Origin of the sequence: Cellulosimicrobium sp. SL-1 (assembly GCF_011033075.1) — a bacterium.
Lineage (GTDB): Bacteria > Actinomycetota > Actinomycetes > Actinomycetales > Cellulomonadaceae > Cellulosimicrobium > Cellulosimicrobium funkei.
Map to the genome: position 1 here is coordinate 42,205 of NZ_JAACJC010000003.1, position 21,055 is coordinate 63,259.

Here is a 21,055-nt window from a genome sequence, read left to right on the forward strand (position 1 = left end):
CGCCCAGCAGCACCCCCACCCCCACCCGCCCACCCGGGCGGGACCTCACCAAGGAGACACGTCGATGACCCTGCGCACGACGAAGCGCCTCTGGACCGCCGCGCTCGCGGTCGGCACGCTCGGCGCGCTGAGCGCCTGCGCCGGCGGTGCCGGCGCCGGCAGCTCCACCCCCACGCCCGAGGACGGCACCGCGTCCGGCTCCGTCACCATGTGGACCTACCCCGTCATCGCCGACGAGGCCGCCCACAAGGCCTTCTGGGACGAGCAGGTCGCCGCGTTCCAGGAGGAGAACCCCGACGTCGACGTCAAGGTCGAGATCTACCCGTGGGCCGGCCGCGACGAGACGCTCGCGACCGCGATCGCGGGCAACAAGGGCCCCGACGTCGTCTACCTCATCCCGGACCAGATCCCGAAGTACGGCAAGTCCCTCGCCGCCGTGGACAACTACGTCACGGACCAGGTGGGCGACCTGCGCGAGAACGCGTCGAAGGCCGTCACGGTCGACGGCGCGATGCTCGGCTCGCCGCTGATCATGAACAGCAAGCCGCTCGTGTGCAACGCCGCGGCGTTCGAGGCCGTCGGCGAGGCGGGGAACTACCCCGAGACGTGGGACGACCTCATGGCGCTCGCGCCGACGTTCCAGGCCGCCGGCTACGACGTCACCAACTACTGGGGCTCGGTCGACGCGACGCTCAACGAGTCCTTCTACCCGCTGCTGTGGCAGGCGGGCGGGTCCGTCTTCTCCGAGGACGGCTCGTCGGTCGCGTTCGACTCCCCCGAGGGCGTCGAGGCGCTGCAGTTCGCGGTCGACCTCGCCGAGGGCGGGTACATCGAGAAGGACCTGCTGACGACCATCCCCGCGTTCGAGCAGACGAACACCGCCAAGGGCAAGATCGCGTGCACCTGGCAGCAGGGCCCCGCGGACGTCGCGGGCTTCTGGGGCGAGGAGAACGTCGTCGTCCTTCCGCCGCTCAAGGAGGCCGAGGCGGTCGCGTTCGGCACCGTCGGCTCGCTGTCCGTGCTCAAGACGGCCGACAGCCTCGACGCCGCGGGCAAGTGGGCCGCGTTCGCGACCTCGCCCGAGGTGAGCGCCGAGTACGCCCAGGCCGCCGGCTGGTTCTCGCCGTACGAGAGCGAGTCGGGCCTCTACGCCGACGACCCGGTGCTGTCCGCGCTCGAGGAGACGCTCCAGTACACGACGGCCGGCGAGGTCAACGAGAAGTCCCGTGAGGTCATGGGCGTGCTCGCCCCGGAGCTCCAGGCCGCGCTCATCGGCGAGAAGACGCCCGAGCAGGCCCTGAAGGACGCGGCCGCGGCGGCGAACCCGCTGCTCGGCTGACCGACGCCGCGGCGCGGGCAGCCGTCCCCCTGCTGCCCGCGCCGCGGTACCTCGCGGTACGAGAGGAGAACCCATGACCGCGACCGCCCCCACCTCGGACGGGCTGACCGCCGACGGGCCCGACCGGCGCCCGACGCCGTCGAGGCCCTCGCGCGGCACGACCCGCCGCGTCCTGGAGCGCCGTGAGGCGAGGATCGGCCTGCTGTTCGCCCTCCCCGCGTTCCTGCTGTTCCTGCTGTTCCGCTTCGGCCCGGCGATCGCCGGCGTCGCGCTGAGCTTCTTCGACTACACCATCGGCGTCGGTGCCGAGTGGACGGGCGTCGAGAACTTCCGGCGCATGGTCGACGACCCGATCTTCTGGTCGGCGCTGCGCGTCACGGTCGTGCTGAGCGTGCTGATCGTCCCCGTGTCGCTCGCGATCTCGACGTTCATGGCGCTCATGGTGCGCCGCTCGTTCCGCGGCTCCGGCTTCTACCGCTCGGTGTTCTTCCTGCCCGTGGTCACGAGCCTCGTGCTCGCCGCGACCGTGTTCACGTGGGTGTTCTCCACGAACGGCCCGTGGTCGAAGCTCATGGGGGCGCTCGGGTTCTCGACCGACTCCTGGCTGGGCGACACGCTGCTCGTGCTGCCCGCGCTCGCGATGGTCGCGATCTGGTCGCGCTTCGGCTACGGGATGCTCATCCTCCTCGCGCGCATGCAGGACCTGCCGCGCGAGCTCGAGGAGGCCGCCGCGATCGACGGCGCCGGGCCGTGGAAGCGGTTCTGGCACATCATCGCGCCGCAGCTCAAGCCGACCCTCTTCTTCCTCGCCGTCATCGAGACGACGGCGTCGTTCCAGATCTTCGACCTCGTCTACGTGATGACGGCGGGCGGGCCCGCCCGGGCGAGCTACAACCTCGTCTTCTACATCTACGACCAGGGCTTCAAGTACTTCGACCTCGGCTACGCGAGCGCGCTCGGCGTCGCGCTGTTCGTCGTCACGCTGGTCGTCGCCCTGATCCAGCGCTACGCCATCGGGAGGGACAAGTGACCGCCGTCGACCCCACCACCACCGGGCGGGTGCTCGAGGGCGCCGCGATGCCCGTGCGCCCCACCGCGACCCGCCGCCGGCGCGGCCGCAAGGGCGCGAGCGACCTGTCGCTGCGCGGCAAGGTGCTGCGCTACGTCGTGCTCTCGCTCGCCGCCGTCGTGACGATCTTCCCGTTCTACGCGATGGTCGTGCTGTCGCTGAAGCCGGCCGCCGCGATCGACTTCCCCGCGTCGCTCCTGCCGACGAACCTCACGACCGAGGCCTACGGCCGCGTGCTCGGCGCGGGCAACATCGGCACCTGGCTCGTCAACACGCTCGTGTACTCCGTCGTCTCCGTGGTCGCGGTGCTGCTGCTCGCGTCGATGGCCGGCTACGCGTTCGCGAAGAAGAAGTTCCCCGGGCGCGAGGCGATGTTCTGGTCGTTCCTCGCGATGGTCATGGTCCCGTACCACGTGACGCTCATCCCGACGTTCATCCTCATCGCGCAGGCGGGCGGGCTCGACACGTACTGGGGCCTGATCCTGCCGACGCTCGCGAACGCGCAGGCCGTGTTCCTCATGCGGCAGTTCATCCTCGACCTGCCCGACGAGCTGTTCGAGGCCGCGAAGCTCGACGGCGCCTCGGAGTGGCGCATCTTCCTGCGCATCGTGCTGCCGCTGTGCAAGCCGATCCTCGCGACGCTCGGCACGTTCGTCTTCCTGTGGCACTGGAACGACTTCCTGTGGCCGCTCATCATCGGCCAGGGCACCGACCACTGGACGCTGACCGTCGGCATCGCCTCGCTCCAGCAGCAGGACGTGCCGCTCAACATGGTGCTCGCGGGCGCCACCATCTCGTTCGTTCCGATCTTCGCCTCGTACCTCGTGGCCCAGCGCTTCTTCGTCGAGGGCGTCACCTCGTCCGGCATCAAGGGATGACTCACCACATGACCACGCAGACCAGCACCACCGCCCTCAAGGCCCCGACGTCCGTCGCGGAGCTCGAGGAGCTGCTCACGACGCCGTCGCCCGCCCTCGTGGAGGACCTGGCCGCCCGCTCGGGCGACCTCGTCATCCTCGGCGCGGGCGGCAAGATGGGCCCGAGCCTCACCGTCCTCGCCCGCCGGGCGCTCGACGCGGCCGGGCGCACGGGCGACGCCGTGCACGCCGTCTCGCGGTGGTCCGACCCCGAGCAGGCCGACCGTCTGCGCGACGCCGGGGTGAACGTCGTCGCGGCCGACCTGCTCGCGCCCGACGCGGACCTCGCCGCGCTGCCCGACGGCGCCGACGTCGTCTACATGGTGGGCGCCAAGTTCGGCACGTCGTCCGCGCCGTCGCTCGCGTGGGCCGCGAACGCGGCCCTCGTGCACGACGTCGCGCGCCGCTACGCCGACTCGACCATCGCCGCGTTCTCCACCGGGAACGTCTACCCGCTCGTGCCCGTCGAGTCGGGCGGGTGCTCCGAGGAGCACCCCGTCGGGCCGGTCGGCGAGTACGCGATGAGCTGCCTCGGCCGCGAGCGCGTGCTCCAGCACGCCGCGCTCTCGCGCGGCACGAAGGTCGTGACGATCCGCCTCAACTACGCCGTCGACCTGCGCTACGGCGTCCTGTTCGACGTCGCGTCGCCGATCCTCGCGGGCGAGCCCGTCGACCTCACCACCGGGCACGTCAACGTCGTGTGGCAGGGGTACGCGAACGAGGTCGCGCTGCGCTCGCTCACCCTCGCGTCGTCGCCCGCGACGGCGATCAACCTCACCGGCCCGGAGACGGCGTCGGTGCGGCGCCTCGCGGAGCTCCTCGGCCGCGGCCTCGACCGCGAGGTGTCGTTCACGGGCGAGCCCGCCCCGACGGCGCTGCTCAACGACGCGACGCGCTGCCACGAGCTGTTCGGCTACCCGCAGGTGCCGCTGCGCACGCTCGTGGACTGGCAGGCGCAGTGGCTCGCGGCCGGCCTGCCGACGAGCGGCAAGCCGACGAAGTTCGCCGTGCGCGACGGGGCGTTCTGATGACGGCCCCCACCGCCCCCGCCGCGACGTCGGCCGCCCCGCGCCTCGCCGACGACGTCGCCGCGCTCCTGCGGGCGGGGACAGTCATCCCGGCCCAGCCCCTCGCGCTCGACGCGGACCGCCGCCTCGACGAGCGCCGCCAGCGCGCGCTCACGCGGTACTACCACGCGGCGGGCGCGGGCGGCGTGGCCGTCGGCGTCCACACGACGCAGTTCGAGATCCGCGAGCACGGGCTCCTGCGGCCCGTGCTCGAGCTCGCGGCCGAGGTCTCGCGCGCGACGGCCGCGGGCGACGCGCCCGCGGGCTCGCTGCGCACCGGGCCCCGCCCGCTCGTCCAGGTCGCGGGCGCGGCCGGCGACGTGCGGCAGGCCGTCGCGGAGGCGGAGCTCGCGGCGTCGCTCGGCTACGACGCGGTGCTGCTCGCGCCGCGCGTGCCCGGTCTCGCCGGCTCGCGCGAGGAGGTCGAGCGCGTGCTGCTCGACCGCGCCCGCGCCGTCGGCGAGGTGCTGCCCGTCATCGGGTTCTACCTCCAGGAGGCGATCGGCGGCCCGCGCCTGTCCGTCGGCTTCTGGCGCGAGTACGCGTCGATCGAGGCGGTCGTCGCGATCAAGGCCGCGCCGTTCCACCGCTACAGGACGATCGACGTGCTGCGCGGCGTCGCCGCGTCGGGTCGCGGCGACGAGATCGCGCTGTACACGGGCAACGACGACGCGATCGTCGCCGACCTCACGCAGCGCCTCGACGTCCCGGTGACCGACGCCGAGGGCCGCGCCTCGACCTTCACGGCGCGGTTCGTGGGCGGCCTGCTCGGGCAGTGGGCGGTCTGGACCCGCGGGGCGGTCGAGACGCTGGCCCTCGCGCACGCCGCGCACGGCATCGGCCCCGACGGCGGGGCCGCCGTGCCCGACGCCGCCGCCCTCGCGACCCTCACCGCGCGCGCGGCCGGCCTCACCGACGCGAACGCGGCCGTCTTCGACGCGGCGCACGACTTCGCGGGCGTCATCGCGGGCGTGCACGAGGTGCTGCGCCGCCAGGGCCTGCTCGACGGCATCTGGTGCCTCGACCCGGAGGAGACCCTCTCCCCCGGGCAGGCCGACGAGCTGACGCGCGTGACGGCGTCGTACCCGTGGCTCGCCGCCGCGGACGATGCGCTCGTCGCGGAGCACCTCGAGGACTGGCTGCGGTGACCGGCACGCCCGACCCGGGGACCGCCGCGGGGCCCGGCCCGGGTGCCGGGGCCGCGCGCGCGGTCGTCGCGGTCGCGCCGTGGCTGCGCACCGAGCTGTTCGCCCCCGACGTCTGGGAACGCCTGGCGGGCGCGGGACCGTTCGACGTCGTCGACGACCCGCGCACGCTCGGCGCCGCGCTCGACCGGCTGAGCCCCGCGGCGCGCGAGCGCGTCGACGCGCTCGTCGTCTCCTGGGGCACGCCGCCCCTGGACGCGGACCTCCTGGACCGGCTCCCCGGCCTGCGGCTCGTCGCGCACACGGGCGCCTCCGTCAAGCCGTTCGTCACGCCACCGCTGTGGGAGCGCGGGGTCCGCGTGACGCAGGCGGGCCAGGCGATGGCACGCCCGGTGGCCGAGGTCTCGGTGACGTTCGCGCTCGCGCTGCTCCACCAGGTCCCCGCGTTCCACAACGCCCTGCACGACGGCGTCCCGTGGGCCGACGCCGAGGCCGCACCCCCGCGGTACGAGATCGCGGGCACGCGCGTCGGCGTCGTCGGGGCGTCGCGCACCGGGCGCGCCGCGATCGCGATGCTCCGTGCGCTCGGCGCGGAGGTCGTGGTCGCCGACCCGACCCTCTCCCCCGCCGACGCCGCCGCGCTCGGGGCGACCCTCGTCGGGCTCGACGAGCTGCTCGCGACGAGCCGCGTGACGATGCTGCACGCGCCCGTGCTGCCCGAGACCCACCACCTGCTCGGCGCGCGCGAGCTCGCGCTCCTGCCCGACCACGCCGGGCTCGTCAACACCGCACGGTCGTGGCTCACGGACGAGGACGCCCTCGTCCGTGAGCTGGCGAGCGGCCGGATCAGCGCCGCGCTCGACGTCTACGACGCCGAGCCGCTGCCCGAGGACCACCCGCTGCGCCGCCTGCGGAACGTGCTCCTCACGCCGCACCACGCCGCCGCGACCGTGCAGGGCCGGCTCGCGCAGGGCGCGATCGTCGTCGACGAGCTCGAGCGCTTCCGCGCGGGCGAGCCGCTCGTCCACGAGGTGCGCGAGGCCGACCTCGACCGCATGGGCTGAGCCCGCGGCGGGCGGGGCCGGGGCAGGGCCGGGTCAGGCTCGCGCGGCCGGCACCGGGGGCACCGGGGCGACCCGCCGCCGCGGGAGCGTCGCGACCGCGACCCCGGCGAGGCACAGCGCGCCGCCCGCGAAGGTGACCGGCGCCGGGACCTCCGCGAGCACGAGCCACGACAGGACGACGACGAGCGGCGGCACGAGGTACGTCGTCGCCGCGGCCCGGCCCGCGCTGAGCCGCGAGAGCGCGTAGCCCCACGTCGTGAAGGCGACGGCCGTCGGGCCGAGCCCGAGCAGCACGACCGCCCACGTCGACGACGGCGGCGCCGCGGTGGCGTCGGCCGCGAGCGCCGGGGCGAACGGCAGGAGCGCGACCGTGCCCGCGAGGCACCCGACCCACGTCATCGTCAGGGCGTCGAGGTGCGCGAGAAGGCGCTTCTGCGACGTCGCACCCGCGGCGTAGAGGACGGCGGCGGTGAGCCCGAGCGCCACGCCGACGACGTCGCGCTCGCCCGAGGAGGTCGCGGCCGCGATGATCGCGACCCCGGCGAACGCCGAGGCCATGCCGACGAGCAGGCGCCGCGGGAAGCCCTCGCCGAGCAGGACGCCGGCGAGCACCGCGACGAGGACGGGCGCGACGTTGACGAGGAGCGCCGTCGTGCCGGCGTCGAGGTGCTGCTCGGCCGCGTTGAGCGCGAGGTTGTAGAGGCTGAACCAGCCCACGCCCCACGCGAGGACGCCCGCGAGCACCCGGCCGCGGGGCAGCACGGGCCGGTGCCCGCTGCGGAGCCACCGCACGGCGACGACGGCGGTGAGCCCGAGGCTGCCCGCGAGCTGGCGGCCCAGGGCGAGCGACCCGGGCGCGTAGTCGTGCCCGGCGGCGCGCACGCCGATGAACGCCGACGCCCACAGCACGACGGTCACGGCCACCGCGAGGACGACGGGCAACCCGGCGCGACGCGCCGGTCCGCGGGCGGAGGGCAGGCCGGGCCGGGCGGAGCCGACGGGTGTCGTCGTCGAGGTCTCGGGTGCGGTCACGGGTCGATCGTCGCCCCGCCGCACCGTTCAGCACCAGCACGTGTTCCTACCGTTCGATGCAGTACGGCTGTAGCGTGAGGGGATGCTGGACGTGCACCGTCTCCGGATCTTCCGCTCCGTCGTCGCGAGCGGCTCGGTCCAGGCCGCCGCCGCCAACCTCGGGTACACGCCGTCGGCGGTGAGCCAGCACGTGGCCGCGCTCCAGCGCGAGACCGGGCTCGCGCTCCTCGAGCGCGCCGGGCGAGGCGTGCGGCCGACGGCCGCCGGGCTCGAGCTCGCCGCGCAGGCCGACCGCGTGCTCGCCCGGCTCGGCGAGGTCGAGGCCGTCGTCGCGGACCTGCGCGCCGGGCGGACCGGGACCCTGTCGCTCATGTACTTCGCCTCCGCGGGGTCCGCGTGGCTGCCGCGCGTCGTCCGACGGCTCACGACCGAGTTCCCCGGGGTCCGGCTCGACCTCGCCCTCGGCGAGGCGATCCCCGACGATCCCGACGCCCGCGCCGACGTGCAGGTCGCCGTCGCGTCGCCCGCCTTCGTCCCCGGCACCGGGTTCCGGGCGCACCACCTGCTGGACGACCCGTACGTCGCCGTCCTCCCCGCCGACCACCCGCTCGCCGGGCAGCCCGAGGTGGAGATCGCCGCGCTCGCGACGGAGCGCTGGGTCGACAACGACTTCGCGCGAGGGTGGTGCCGCCGCAACCTCGTCGAGGCGTGCACCGCGGCGGGGTTCAGCCCGCCGTTCCACGTCGAAGCCCACGACTACCCGACGGCGGTCGCGTTCGTCGGCGCGGGCATCGGCATCACGGTGCTGCCGCGGCTCGGCGCGGTGCACCTGCCGCCCGGCCTCGTCGCCGTCCCGGTCGTGCGGCCCGCGCCCGTCCGGTCGGTCTACGCCGTCGTGCGCGACGCCGCCGCCTCGACGCCGCCCGCCCGGGCGGTGCTCGACGAGCTGCGCGCGGTCGCGCGCGCGGGCGCCGTCGTCCCGGCCGCGCGCTGAGGCCCGACACCTCCCGGCCGCCGAGGTAGAGCCCTGGTCCGCCGAGGTAGAGGCGTGGTCGCCCGCGGCGGGCCACCACACCTCTACCTCGCGCCACCGGGGCTCTACCTCGCGGGACCAGCCCACTCCCCGGGGAACTAGGGCTCTACCTCGCGGGGGCGCACCTGCCCCGCGGCGCTGCGAGAATCGGGGGCGTGAGCGAGACCCCCGACCCCCGCACCGACTGGCGGCCGCACGTCGCCGACCCGGCCGCCCGACCGCCGTCGACCCTGCCCCACGTGGTGTTCTTCGAGCCGCGCATCCCGGGGAACACGGGCAACGCGATCCGCCTCGCCGCGGTGACCGGGGCGCGTCTGCACCTGGTCGAGCCGCTGGGCTTCGACCTGGACGAGCCCAGGCTGCGCCGCGCGGGGCTGGACTACCACGACCTCGCGAGCGTCGAGGTGCACGCGGACCTGGACGCCGCGCTCGCGACCCTCCCGGGCCGGGTGTTCGCGTTCACGACCCGCGCGACGACGTCGTTCACCGACGTGACATACCGGCCGGACGACGTCCTGCTGTTCGGCCCGGAGCCCACCGGCCTGCCCGACGACGTGCTGGCCCACGAGCGGATCACGGACCAGCTGAAGATCCCCATGCTGCCTGGGCGCCGCTCGCTCAACCTCACCAACGCGGCGTCGATCGCCGTCTACGAGGCGTGGCGCCAGACGGGCTTCGCGGGCGGCGCATAAGGGAAAGCACGTACCTGGTAGAGGTCAAAATTACGTAGTCCTCGAGTTGCTGGCAGGGCCGCGCCACGGTGGACTGTGGCCGGGCCGATCCCGGCCCCCACACCTGAGCAAAGGAGCTCCATGCAAACTCTCCGACTGCGCGCCCTGGCGGTCTCCGCCCTCGCTGCCGCTGCCGTCGCGATCGCACCCTCGGCGAGCGCGGCCCCCTACGACGGCGGCGTGTGCTCGTTCGACGTGACCCGGACCGGGAACGTCTTCACCGTCAGCGCGGGCACGTGCGACTGGGTGCTGCTCGAGGTCTACGGCAACGCGTACGGGACGAACCTCAACCGGTCGGTCTCGACGACGTCGGTCGCGTCGGTGGAGATCGCCGGACCGGTCTGGGGCGTGACCGGCGCCGCCGCGGTGGGCCGCAAGGCCGGCGTGACGGGCCCCGTCGTCCGCGTGCTCTGACCCTCCTGCCCACCGTCGTGGGCGAAGGGCCCGACCCCCTCACGGGGGCCGGGCCCTTCCCTGCTGTCGCGAGGTCGTGTCAGACGAGGTCGCGGACCGCCGCGTACTGCTCGCGGATGGCCGGGACCGGGTCTGCCTCGACCACCGTGGCCGACGACGCGGCCCAGGTGGGCGGGGCGACGTCCGCCCCGGAGCCGCCCGCCTCGTGCGCGGCGAGGACCCACGCCGCCTGGCGTGCGGCGCCGTCGGCCACGTACTCGCCGGGCTCGGGGACCGTGACGGGCAGGCCGAGGACCTGCGGCGCGATGCGCCGGACCGCCTCGGACTGCGCACCGCCGCCGATGAGCTGCACGCGCTCGACCCGGACGCCGAGCGCCCGCAGCGCGTCGAGCCCGTCCGCGAGGCCGCACAGCATGCCCTCGACGTACGCGCGCGCGAGGTGCTCCGGCGTCGACGTACCGAGCCGGATCCCGTGCAGCGTGCCCGACGCGTCGGGGCGGTTGGGCATGCGCTCGCCCTCCAGGTACGGCACGAGCACGAGCCCGTCAGCGCCGGGGGGTGCCTGGAGCGCGAGCCGCGACAGCCCCGCGTGGTCGACCCCGAGCACCGCGCGCGCGGCGTCGAGCACCCGGCTCGCGTTGAGCGTCACCGCGAGCAGCAGGTACCGGCCCGTCGCGTCGGAGAACCCGTTGACGAGCCCGGAGCCGTCCGCCGTGCGGTCGTCGGTCACGGCGGACACGACGCCCGACGTCCCGATCGACACCGCGACGTCGCCCGCGACCATGCCGAGGCCGAGCGCCGCACCGGCGTTGTCGCCCGCGCCGGGGCCGAGCAGCGTGCCGCCCTCGACCGCGCTCCCGGCGACCGAGGCGTGCGCGACGCCCGCCGTCGCCGACGGCGCGACGACGCGCGGCAGCACGACGTCGGTCCGTCCGAGGGCGAGCTCCAGCAGGTCGAGGCGGTACGCGCCCCGGCCGTCGGGCCCGTCGTCCCTCGTCGCGTCGTAGTAGCCCGTGCCCGACGCGTCGGACGCGTCGGTGACGAGCGCGTCGAGGTCCGGCCCGAGCGGCGCGGACTCGTCGCCCGCGGGCCCGTACCCCGCGATGCGCCACGTGAGCCAGTCGTGCGGCAGCGCGACGGCGGCGACGCGCGCCGCGTTCTCCGGCTCGGCGTCGCGCAGCCAGCGCAGCTTCGTCACCGTGAGCGACGCGACCGGCACGGACCCGATCGCGTCGGCCCACGCCTGCGCGCCCGCCTCGGTCGCGGACTCGACCCGGTCCTGGGCGTCAGGGACGCCCTCGGCGAGGCGGGCCTCGCCGAGCTCACGGATCAGGTCGCGCGCGGCCGGGGCCGAGCGCGTGTCGTTCCACAGGAGCGCGTCGCGCACCACGTGCCCGTCCGCGTCGAGCGCGACGAGCCCGTGCTGCTGGCCGCCGACGGCGAGCGCCGCGACGTCGTCGAGCCCGCCCGCCGCGGACGCGGCCTCGCGGAACGCGTCCCACCACGCGTCGGGGTGGACCTCGGTACCGTCGGGGTGCTTGGCCGAGCCGGTGCGCACGAGGGCGCCCGTCGCGGCGTCGCGCACGACGACCTTGCAGGACTGCGTGGACGTGTCGACGCCGGCGACGAGCGTGCGCTCGCCGCCGGCGTCGGACGTCCTGGCGTCGGCGGCCACCTCAGCCGATGAGGTGCTCGAGCGCGAGCTGGTTGAGGCGCACGAAGCCGAAGTCGCGGTTCGCCGCGGCGTCGACGTCGAACTCCTCGTACGCGCTGCGGTCCGCGAGCAGGTCGGCCACGGACTCGCCCTCGCCCAGCGTGGACTGGCCGAGCTCGAACACGCCGGAGTGCGCGAACGCCTCCTGGACGCGCGAGTCGGCGCGGTACGCCGCGGCCTTGCGCGCGAGCAGGCGGTAGGTCTCCATGTTGGCGCGCGCGGAGTCCCACACGCCGACCTCGTTCTCGGTGCGCGACGGCTTGTAGTCGAAGTGACGCGGGCCCGTGTACGTGGGGCCGCCGTTCGGGAAGCCGTTCTCGAGCAGGTCGACCGTGAAGAACGCGGAGAGCAGGTCGCCGTGGCCGAACACGAGGTCCTGGTCGAACTTGATCGAGCGCTGGCCGTTGAGGTCGATGTGGAAGAGCTTGCCCGCCCACAGCGCCTGCGCGAGGCCGTGCGTGTAGTTGAGGCCCGCCATCTGCTCGTGGCCCGTCTCCGGGTTGAGGCCCACGATGTCGCCGTTGTCGAGCTTCGCGATGAGGCCGAGCGCGTGGCCGATGGTCGGCAGGAAGATGTCGCCGCGGGGCTCGTTCGGCTTGGGCTCGAGCGCGATCTTGAGGTCGTAGCCCTTCTCCTTGATGTACGCCGCGGTGAGGTCGAGGCCCTCGGCGTAGCGCTCGTGCGCGGAGTGCAGGTCCTTCGCGCCGTCGTACTCGGTGCCCTCGCGGCCGCCCCACATGACGAACGTCTTGGCGCCGAGCTCGGCGGTGAGGTCGACGTTGCGCAGCACCTTGCGCAGCGCGTAGCGGCGCACGCCGCGGTCGTTCGACGTGAGGCCGCCGTCCTTGAAGACGGGGTGGCTGAACAGGTTGGTCGTCACCATCTCGATGACGAGGCCCGTGTCCTCGGCGGCCTGGCGCACCGCGTCGAGGCGCTTGGCGCGCTCGGCGTCGTCCGCGCCGAAGGGGACGACGTCGTCGTCGTGGAACGTGAAGCCCCACGCGCCGAGGTCGGCCAGACGACGCACCGACTCGGCCGGGTCGAGCGCCGGGCGGCTCGCGCTGCCGAACTGGTCCTGCGCGGTCCAGCCCACGGTCCACAGACCGAAGGAGAAGTTGATGTCCTGGGTGGTCTCGTCGGCCACGGTGGTCTCCTCGTCGAGAGGGCCGGAGCGACGTCGGTCGACCCCGGCCTATTTATGTCGTACGGCTGAACTTATCCGTCCGGGTCGGTAAGGTCAAGACCGTGAACCGCAGCGTCGCGACCCGGACGGGTCCCCCAGCAGCCCGCCAGGCCACGCTGCGCGAGCACAACCTCGCGCTGGTCGCGCGGGCCGTGTTCGAGGCGTCGCACCCGTGCTCGCGCGCCGACATCGCCGGCGCGAGCGGGCTCACGCGCGCCACCGTCTCGACGCTCGTCGACCGCCTCGTCGCCGCCGGCATCGTGGCCGAGCTGCCGCCCGCCACCCCGCAGCGCGCCGGGCGGCCCGCCGTGCCGCTCGCCCCCGCGCCGCGCACCCTCGTGGGCCTCGGGCTCGAGGTGAACGTCGACTACCTCGGCGGGCGCGTGCTCGACCTCACCGGCGCCGTCGTCGCCGAGCAGGTCGACCCCGACGACCTCCACGACAGCGACCCCACCGAGGTGCTCGCCCGCCTCGGCCGCATCGCGCACGACCTCCTCGCCCAGGTCCGCGCCGACGGCATGACGGTCGCGGGCGCGCGCCTCGCCCTGCCCGGCCTGGTCGACCCGCGCGCCGGCCGGCTCGAGGTCGCACCGAACCTCGGCTGGTCCCACCTCGACCCCGTCCGCCTCCTCGGGCTCGGCCCCGACGTCGCCGTCGAGATCGGCAACGAGGCCAAGCTCGCCGCGCTCGCCCAGGCGAGCCACGGCGTCGTGCCCGACGACGCGACCGGGCCTGCGCCCTCGACGTACCTCTACGTGTCGGGCGACGTGGGCATCGGGTCCGCGATCGTCGTCGACCGCCGCCTGTTCCACGGCCGCCACGGCTGGACGGGCGAGGTCGGGCACGTCGTCGTCGACCCGCACGGCCCCCGGTGCCGCTGCGGCGCGACGGGCTGCCTGGAGCAGTACGCGGGCAAGGACGCGCTCCTGCGCGGCGCGGGCCTTCCCGTCGACGCGCCCACCGGGGCGCTCGTCGCCGCCCTCGACGCAGGCGAGCCGGACGCGCTCGCCGCGGTCGAGCGCGCCGGGACCGCGCTCGGCAGCGCCCTCGCCGACTACGTCAACCTCGTCGACATCGACACCGTCCTGCTCGGCGGCATCTACCCCGCGCTCCTGCCCTACCTGCGCCCCGCCGCCGAGGCCGAGCTCCGGGCCCGCGTCCTCGCCGCCCCCTGGACCGACGTCGTGCTGCTGCCCGCGCCCGTCGGCGACCACGCCGCGCTCACGGGCGGCGCGCGCGAGGTGCTGCGCGGGGTCGTCGAGGACCCGAGCGCCTGGGTCGCCGACGACTGACCAGGTGATCCTGGCGGGCCGAGCAGGCCGTCCCCGCGCGTCCCGCGACCAGGACGAGCCCGGACCACCTGCTCGGCGGCCGGGACGCGCCGAACCCGGGACCTAGCTCGGGGGCGGGGCGGTGCTCGCTCGCTCGACGAGGCGGGTCGGGACGAGGCGGGTGCCGGCCTCGTGGACGCCCTCGCGGACCTGCCGGAGCACCTGCGCGACGAGCCGGCGCCCGACCTCGGCGAAGTCCTGGTGGACGGTCGTGAGCGGGGGCAGGAACTCGCTGGACTCGGGCAGGTCGTCGAACCCGACGACGCTCACGTCCTGCGGGACCCGGCGGCCGGAGTCGTGCAGGGCCCGGACGAGCCCGAGGGCCATCTGGTCGTTGGCGACGAACACGGCGGTGAGGTCGTCGCGGCGCGCGAGGCGCAGCCCGGCCTCGTACCCCGACGACGGCGACCAGTCGCCCCGCTCGATCGGCGGGACCTCGCGGCCCGCCTCTTCCAGGGTCGCCCGCCAGGCGGAGGTGCGGCGCTCGGCCGCGAACGAGAGCGCGGGCCCCGCGAGGTGGTGCACGGTCCGGTGCCCGAGGTCGAGCAGGTGCCGCACGGCCTGGCGGGTGCCGTCGGCCTGGTCCGTGTCGACGACGGCGTAGCTCTCGCCCGCGTCGGAGTCGGCGACGACGACCTGGACGCCGGGCGGCAGGCTGACCTGCGCGACGTCGAGGAGGTGCACCTCCATGAGCAGGATGATCGCGTCGACCGCGAGCTCGCCGAGGCGCGTGAAGGCGCCGTGGACGCCGTCCTGGGTGGGCGCCGCGACGGGGATGACCGTGATGGCGTAGCCCTCGGCGGCGGCCGAGGTCGCGATGGCCTCGAGCGTGCGGACGTTGCCCGTGGTCGCGAGCGAGAAGAGGATGACGCCGATCGTGCGGAACGACCCGCTCTTCAGCGCGCGGGCCGCGCTGTTGGGCCGGTAGCCGAGCTCGGTCATCGCCTCGAGGACGCGCGAGCGCGTGCTCTCGACGACGCCCGGGTGCCCGTTGGAGACGCGGGAGACGGTCTGCGCGGAGACCCCGGCGACGCGCGCGACGTCGGCCATCGAGACGCGCCGTGCCGTGCGGACGGCAGCCCCCCCGGTGCGCGTCAGGGCGGGGGTCTCGTCGTCGAGCCCGTCGGTCATGGCGTCCTCGTCCTCGTGGTGTCGGCACAGTACCCGTGCCGGACCGGTGTCGTGGCCGGTCAGGACCCACAGTAGGCGATGTTTGCGTAAACACCGAACCTCGTGCCATGCTCATGTTTACGCAAACAACGGCGACGACGGACGTCGCCGTCCCCCGATGACGAGGACCACAGCATGACGACGACGTCCCCACCCGTGGCAGCGCTCCGGCCACCGGTCGGCGCTCCTTCGTCCCTCCCGGCGCGGCGCCGACGGCGCTCGTGGACCGGCTGGGGCTTCGTGGGGCCGTTCATGGCGGTCTTCGCGCTCGTGTTCCTCGCACCGATCGCGTACTCGATCTACCTCAGCCTGTTCCGCACCCAGATGGTGGGCGGCACGCAGTTCGTCGGGTTCGAGAACTACTCCCGCGCGTTCTCGGACCCGCAGTTCTGGTCGGGCGTGTCTCGCGTCGGGCTGTTCCTCGTGGTCCAGGTCCCGATCATGCTCGGCATCGCCCTGCTCGTCGCGCTCGCGATCGACTCCGGTCGCCTGTACGGGCGGAACTTCTTCCGGATCTCGATCTTCCTCCCCTACGCCGTCCCGGCCGTCGTCGCGACGCTCATGTGGGGCTTCATGTACGGGACGCGGTTCGGGCTCGTCGCGAACATCAACGACGCGCTCGGCACGACGATCCCCAACCCGCTCTCCCCCGACTGGGTGCTGCTGTCGATCGGCAACATCGTGACCTGGGAGTTCGTGGGCTACAACATGCTCATCTTCTACTCGGCGCTGCGCGTCGTGCCGACCTCGCTCTACGAGGCCGCCGAGCTCGACGGCGCGTCCCAGTGGCAGGTCGTCCGGGCGATCAAGATCCCCGCGATCCGCGGCTCGCTCGTCATCGCGACGATCTTCTCGATCATCGGCTCGTTCCAGCTCTTCAACGAGCCGAGCATCCTGCAGAGCCTCGCGCCCAACGCGATCACGACGTACTTCACCCCGAACCTGTACGCGTACTCGCTGTCGTTCTCCGGCCAGCAGTACAACTACTCGGCGACCGTCGCCATCATCATGGGCGTCCTCACGATGATCGTGGCCTACGTCGTCCAGCTGCGCGGCATGCGCAAGGAGGCCTGACGATGACCGCCACGACCCCCTCCAGCCCGGCGGTCCCCGCCGCGTCCCGCACGACGACGAGCGCCACGACGCGCAAGCCCGTGCGCCTGCGCTCGCGCGCCCCGCACGGCGTCACCCGCCCCCGCCGCAGCGTCCTGCTGACGGTCCTCACGGGGATCGTCCTGCTCTACGCGCTCGTGCCGCTGTTCTGGCTCGTCGTCAACGCGTCCAAGACGCAGTCGAGCCTGTTCTCCTCGTTCGGCCTGTGGTTCAGCGGCGACTTCGCGCTCTTCGACAACATCGCCCGGACGCTCACCTACGACGGCGGCATCTTCGGTCGCTGGTTCGCGAACACGCTGCTGTACGTGGTGGTCGGGGCCGGCGGTGCGACGTTCCTCGCGGTGCTCGGCGGGTACGCGCTCGCGAAGTTCGACTTCCCCGGCAAGCGCGGCGTGTTCGCGACGGTCATCGGCGCGGTCGCGGTGCCGGGCACGGCCCTGGCCGTCCCGACGTTCCTCATGTTCAGCCAGATGGGGCTGACGAACACGCCGTGGGCCGTCATCATCCCGTCGCTCATCTCGCCGTTCGGCCTCTACCTCATGTGGGTGTTCGCCGCCGAGTCGATCCCGACGGAGCTGCTCGAGGCCGCGCGCGTGGACGGGTCGAGCGAGGCGCGCACGTTCTTCCAGGTGTCGCTGCCGCTGCTCGCGCCCGGGATCGTCACGGTCCTGCTCTTCACGATGGTCGCGACGTGGAACAACTACTTCCTGCCGCTGATCATGCTCAAGGACCCCGACTGGTACCCGCTGACGCTCGGCCTCAACGCGTGGAACGCGCAGGCCGCGACCGCCGGCGGCGAGGCGATCTTCGACCTCGTGATCACCGGCTCGCTCCTCACGATCCTGCCGCTCGTCGCGGCCTTCCTCCTGCTCCAGCGCTACTGGCAGTCCGGCCTCGCGGCCGGGTCCGTCAAGGAGTGACGCCCGCGCCGCCGCACGGGCCGGCCCACCACCCCCGCACCCACCCCGCCCGATCCGTCTGACGACGAAGTGAGAGGAACCCTCATGTCCATCCGCACCACCCGCGCCCTGCGCGCCGTCGCCGCCACCGGCGTCGTCGCGCTGGCCCTGGCCGCCTGCAGCTCGGGCGGCGGCAACGACTCCGGCGGGGACGCCGGCTCGGCCGACGACGTCGCCGCCGCCCTCGAGGAGGGCGGCAGCCTCACGGTGTGGGCCTGGGAGCCCACGCTCGAGCAGGTCGTCAGCGACTTCGAGGCCGAGTACCCGAACGTCGACGTCGAGCTCGTCAACGCGGGCACCGGCAACGACCAGTACACCGCCCTCCAGAACGCGATCGCCGCCGGCAAGGGCGTGCCCGACGTCGCGCAGGTCGAGTACTACGCGCTCCCGCAGTTCGCGCTGTCGGACGCCGTCGCCGACCTGTCGTCGTTCGGTGCCGACGAGCTCGACGGGACCTTCACCCCCGGGCCGTGGAACGCCGTCCAGCAGGGCGAGGGCATCTACGGCCTGCCCATGGACTCCGGCCCCATGGCCCTCTTCTACAACGAGGAGGTCTTCACGCAGCACGGCATCGAGGTGCCGACGACGTGGGACGGCTTCGTCGAGGCCGCGCGCGCCCTGCACGCGGCCGACCCGAACGTGTACATCACCAACGACACGGGCGACGCTGGGTTCACGACCTCGCTCATCTGGCAGGCCGGCGGCCAGCCGTTCCAGGTCGACGGCACGGACGTGACGATCGACCTCGCGGACGAGGGCAGCACGCAGTTCGCGCAGACCTGGCAGACGCTCATCGACGAGGACCTCCTCGCGCCCGTCAGCTCGTGGAGCGACGAGTGGTACCAGGGCCTCGGCAACGGCACGATCGCGACGCTCGCGATCGGCGCGTGGATGCCCGCGAACCTCGAGTCGGGCGTGCCCGACGGCGCGGGCAAGTGGCGCGTCGCCCCGCTCCCCCAGTGGGAGGAGGGCGCGTCCGCGAGCGCCGAGAACGGCGGCTCCGCGCTGTCCGTCCCGGCCGCGAGCTCGAACCAGGCGCTCGCCTACGGATTCCTCGAGTACGCGAACGCGGGCGACGGCGTGCAGACGCGCGTGGACGGCGGCGCGTTCCCGGCCACGACGGCCGAGCTGGAGTCCGACGAGTTCCAGGGCTTCGAGTCCGAGTACTTCGGCGGCCAGAAGATCAACGAGGTCCTCGCGCAGTCGGCGTCCGACGTCGTCGAGGGCTGGTCGTACCTGCCGTTCCAGGTCTACGCGAACTCGATCTTCAACGACACCGTGGGCCAGGCCTACGTCTCGGGCACGACCCTCGCCGACGGCCTGAAGGCCTGGCAGGACGCGTCCGCGAAGTACGGCACCGAGCAGGGGTTCACCGTCACCGAGTGACCCGGCCCCGCCGGGCGCCCGCCGGGGCGCCCGGCCCTGCCCCGTCGGCCGCGTGGTCGCGCCTCCCGGCGCGACCACGCGGCACCCCGCCGACGGCCCACCCCGCCGTCGACCGCTCTGCGAGCACCTGAGGAGCCTGCATGTCTTCCCCCACCCCGTTCCGCTGGCTGCGCCGTCCCGGGCCGCACACGCCGCCGGGCGAGCCCGGCGCGTACACGCCGTCGGGCCTGTCCTACGGCGCGGACTACAACCCGGACCAGTGGCCGCGCGAGGTCTGGGACGAGGACGTGCGCCTCATGCGCGAGGCGGGCGTGACGGTGGTCTCGCTCGCGATCTTCTCGTGGGCCCGCATCCAGCCGACCGAGGACACGTGGGACTTTGCGTGGCTGGACGACGCCATGGACCTGCTCCACGCGCACGGCATCACGGTCGACCTCGCGACGGCGACGGCCTCGCCGCCGCCGTGGCTGACGACGAAGCACCCGGAGGTCCTGCCGCAGACGCGCACGGGCGAGACCCTGTGGCCGGGCGCGCGGCAGCAGTGGCGCCCGACGTCGCCGGTCTTCCGGGAGCACGCGCTGCGCCTCGTCGAGCGCATGGCCGAGCGGTACGGCGACCACCCGGCGCTCGTCGCGTGGCACGTGTCGAACGAGCTCGGCTGCCACAACGTCTACGACTTCTCCGACGACGCGGCCGCGGCCTTCCGCACGTGGCTGCGCGACCGCTACACGACGCTCGACGCGCTCAACGCCGCGTGGGGCACCGCGTTCTGGTCGCAGCGCTACAGCGCGTGGGAGCAGGTCCTCCCGCCGCGACTCGCCGCGTCGCACCCGAACCCGACCCAGCAGCTCGACTTCAAGCGCTTCTCGTCCGACGCGCTCCGCCAGTACCTGCGCGCCGAGGCGGAGATCCTGCGCCGCGTCACGCCGGACGTGCCCGTGACGACGAACTTCATGGTCATGGGCGAGACGAAGGGCATGGACTACGCCGCGTGGGCGGACGAGCTCGACTTCGTCTCCAACGACCACTACGTGCTGCCCGGCCCGCAGGCGCTCGACGAGCTGTCGTTCTCCGCGAACCTCACGGGCGGCATCGCCCGGCACCGCCCGTGGTTCCTCATGGAGCACTCGACGAGCGCGGTGAACTGGCAGCCCGTCAACGTCGCGAAGAAGCCGGGCGAGCTCGCGCGCGACTCGCTCACCCACGTCGCCCACGGCGCCGACGCGGTCTGCTACTTCCAGTGGCGCCAGTCCGCGGCCGGCGCGGAGAAGTACCACTCGGGCATGGTCCCGCACGCGGGCGAGCGCTCGCGCCTGTTCCGCGACGTCGTCGCGCTCGGCGCGACGCTGCGCGACCTCGCGCCCGTCGCGGGCAGCACGCAGAAGCCCGCGCGCGCCGCGATCGTCTTCGACTGGGACTCGTGGTGGACGAGCGAGCTCGACTCCCACCCCACCGACCGGCTGCGCTACCGCCAGGAGGCGCTCGACTGGTACTCGGCGTTCCTCGCGCTCGGCGTCCGCGCGGACGTCGTGCCGTCCGCGACGGACCTCGCGACGTACGACGTCGTCGTGGCGCCGGTGCTGCACGTCGTCCCGGCCGGCCTGCGCGACCGCCTCACGGCGTTCGTCGAGGCGGGCGGCCACCTCGTCACGACCTACTTCTCGGGCGTCGTCGACCAGGACGACCACGCGTGGCTCGGCGGCTACCCGGGCGCGCTGCGCGACCTGCTCGGCATCCGGGTCGAGGAGTTCGCCCCGCTGCTGGACGGCGAGAGCGCGACGGTCGAGCTCGCGGGCGAGCAGCTCGAGGGCACGGTGTGGACCGAGCCGGTGGACGTCGTCGACCCCGACGTCGAGGTGCTGGGCTGGTACAAGACCGGCGAGCAGGCCGGCCGCGCCGCCGTGACGCGCCGGACGGTCCGCACCGGGGACGGTGCGGGCTCCCGCGAGGGCTCCGCCGCCTACGTCTCCACGCGCTTCGGCCGCCAGGGCCTCGTCCCCGTCCTCGCCCGCCTGCTCGACGACGCGGGCGTGCGCAGCGAGCTGCCCGCCGCCGTGCGCGGCGACGTCGAGCTCGCGGTCCGCACCGACGGCACGGACGACTTCTGGTTCCTCGTCAACCGCACGGCGCGCCCGGTCGAGGTGCCCGACGTCGCGGGCGACGTCCTCGCCGGGCGGCGCCTCACGGCGTCGGGCACGAGGGCCGTCACGACGGACGGCATGGCGGAAGGCACGGCGGAAGGCACGGCGGAGGCCCCGGTGGAGGGCACGGCGGGAGGCGCGCTGCTGCTCGAGCCGCGCGGCGTCGCGGTCGTCCGCCGCCCGGCCGCGCCGACCCCGCCGAGGAAGAACCCCGCCACGGCGAGGTAGAGCCCCGGTTCCACGAGGT

General features: G+C 74.1%; 18 protein-coding genes. 14 read left to right on the forward strand and 4 right to left on the reverse strand.

The features are described 5' to 3' along the window. The first annotated feature begins 64 nt into the window (after positions 1-64). The 6 genes from GWJ10_RS04885 to GWJ10_RS04910 all read left to right on the forward strand — a co-directional run bounded on the left by GWJ10_RS04885 (position 65) and on the right by GWJ10_RS04910 (position 6,601). On the forward strand, positions 65-1,339 hold the full coding sequence (locus tag GWJ10_RS04885) for a sugar ABC transporter substrate-binding protein (protein ID WP_163185718.1): 1,275 nt from the start codon (positions 65-67) through the stop codon (positions 1,337-1,339). Positions 1,340-1,412: 73 nt separating this feature from the next. Further along, entirely contained in the window at positions 1,413-2,369 is a 957-nt protein-coding gene (locus GWJ10_RS04890) for a sugar ABC transporter permease (RefSeq protein WP_081895826.1), read from the forward strand. Continuing rightward, on the forward strand, positions 2,366-3,286 hold the full coding sequence (locus GWJ10_RS04895) for a carbohydrate ABC transporter permease (protein WP_232422954.1): 921 nt from the start codon (positions 2,366-2,368) through the stop codon (positions 3,284-3,286). Before GWJ10_RS04890 ends, GWJ10_RS04895 begins: the two co-directional genes overlap by 4 nt. Positions 3,287-3,294: 8 nt before the next feature. Then, positions 3,295-4,353 (forward strand): NAD(P)H-binding protein, encoded by a 1,059-nt coding sequence (locus GWJ10_RS04900; RefSeq protein ID WP_206158344.1) that lies wholly within the window; start codon positions 3,295-3,297, stop codon positions 4,351-4,353. Next, a complete protein-coding gene (locus tag GWJ10_RS04905) occupies positions 4,353-5,540 on the forward strand; it encodes a dihydrodipicolinate synthase family protein (RefSeq protein WP_206158345.1) in 1,188 nt (395 codons plus the stop codon). The genes GWJ10_RS04900 and GWJ10_RS04905 overlap by 1 nt, the downstream gene beginning before the upstream one ends. After that, a complete protein-coding gene (locus tag GWJ10_RS04910) occupies positions 5,537-6,601 on the forward strand; it encodes a hydroxyacid dehydrogenase (RefSeq protein WP_163185723.1) in 1,065 nt (354 codons plus the stop codon). The genes GWJ10_RS04905 and GWJ10_RS04910 overlap by 4 nt, the downstream gene beginning before the upstream one ends. Before the next feature lie 33 nt (positions 6,602-6,634). On the opposite strand, the gene GWJ10_RS04915 is transcribed toward GWJ10_RS04910, so the two are convergent. Further along, positions 6,635-7,633 (reverse strand): DMT family transporter, encoded by a 999-nt coding sequence (locus GWJ10_RS04915; RefSeq protein WP_206158346.1) that lies wholly within the window; start codon positions 7,631-7,633, stop codon positions 6,635-6,637. Between the two features lie 82 nt (positions 7,634-7,715). Here GWJ10_RS04915 and GWJ10_RS04920 point away from each other — a divergent pair, with 82 nt between their 5' ends. From GWJ10_RS04920 to GWJ10_RS04930, 3 genes are all read left to right on the forward strand, one after another. Continuing rightward, positions 7,716-8,627: a LysR family transcriptional regulator gene (locus GWJ10_RS04920; protein ID WP_076403349.1), complete on the forward strand. Its 912-nt coding sequence runs from the start codon at positions 7,716-7,718 to the stop codon at positions 8,625-8,627. Between the two features lie 269 nt (positions 8,628-8,896). Continuing rightward, on the forward strand, positions 8,897-9,358 hold the full coding sequence (locus GWJ10_RS04925; RefSeq protein WP_163186302.1) for a tRNA (cytidine(34)-2'-O)-methyltransferase: 462 nt from the start codon (positions 8,897-8,899) through the stop codon (positions 9,356-9,358). A gap of 120 nt (positions 9,359-9,478) precedes the next feature. Continuing rightward, positions 9,479-9,811, forward strand: coding sequence for a hypothetical protein (locus GWJ10_RS04930; protein ID WP_163185726.1), 333 nt, complete (start codon positions 9,479-9,481; stop codon positions 9,809-9,811). A 79-nt stretch (positions 9,812-9,890) separates the two neighbouring features. Here the strand turns inward: GWJ10_RS04930 and GWJ10_RS04935 are convergent, their stop codons facing one another. Both GWJ10_RS04935 and xylA read right to left on the reverse strand, forming a co-directional pair. Then, positions 9,891-11,486 carry an FGGY-family carbohydrate kinase gene (locus GWJ10_RS04935; RefSeq protein ID WP_163185729.1) on the reverse strand — a complete coding sequence of 532 codons (1,596 nt, stop codon included), beginning with the start codon at positions 11,484-11,486 and terminating at the stop codon, positions 9,891-9,893. 1 nt (position 11,487) lies between these two features. After that, on the reverse strand, positions 11,488-12,669 hold the full coding sequence (gene xylA / locus GWJ10_RS04940; RefSeq protein WP_163185732.1) for a xylose isomerase: 1,182 nt from the start codon (positions 12,667-12,669) through the stop codon (positions 11,488-11,490). Positions 12,670-12,770: 101 nt separating this feature from the next. Between xylA and GWJ10_RS04945 the strand changes: the two genes are divergently transcribed. Next, entirely contained in the window at positions 12,771-14,000 is a 1,230-nt protein-coding gene (locus GWJ10_RS04945) for an ROK family transcriptional regulator (RefSeq protein WP_144681749.1), read from the forward strand. Positions 14,001-14,102: 102 nt separating this feature from the next. Here the strand turns inward: GWJ10_RS04945 and GWJ10_RS04950 are convergent, their stop codons facing one another. Beyond that, entirely contained in the window at positions 14,103-15,170 is a 1,068-nt protein-coding gene (locus GWJ10_RS04950; RefSeq protein WP_241005672.1) for a LacI family DNA-binding transcriptional regulator, read from the reverse strand. 174 nt (positions 15,171-15,344) lie between these two features. Here GWJ10_RS04950 and GWJ10_RS04955 point away from each other — a divergent pair, with 174 nt between their 5' ends. The 4 genes from GWJ10_RS04955 to GWJ10_RS04970 all read left to right on the forward strand — a co-directional run bounded on the left by GWJ10_RS04955 (position 15,345) and on the right by GWJ10_RS04970 (position 21,036). Continuing rightward, entirely contained in the window at positions 15,345-16,283 is a 939-nt protein-coding gene (locus GWJ10_RS04955) for a sugar ABC transporter permease (protein ID WP_061266633.1), read from the forward strand. Between the two features lie 2 nt (positions 16,284-16,285). Then, positions 16,286-17,242, forward strand: coding sequence for a carbohydrate ABC transporter permease (locus tag GWJ10_RS04960; RefSeq protein ID WP_163185735.1), 957 nt, complete (start codon positions 16,286-16,288; stop codon positions 17,240-17,242). Positions 17,243-17,326: 84 nt separating this feature from the next. Beyond that, on the forward strand, positions 17,327-18,667 hold the full coding sequence (locus GWJ10_RS04965) for a sugar ABC transporter substrate-binding protein (RefSeq protein ID WP_021481965.1): 1,341 nt from the start codon (positions 17,327-17,329) through the stop codon (positions 18,665-18,667). Positions 18,668-18,807: 140 nt separating this feature from the next. After that, positions 18,808-21,036: a beta-galactosidase gene (locus GWJ10_RS04970; protein ID WP_163185738.1), complete on the forward strand. Its 2,229-nt coding sequence runs from the start codon at positions 18,808-18,810 to the stop codon at positions 21,034-21,036. Positions 21,037-21,055 lie beyond the last annotated feature (19 nt).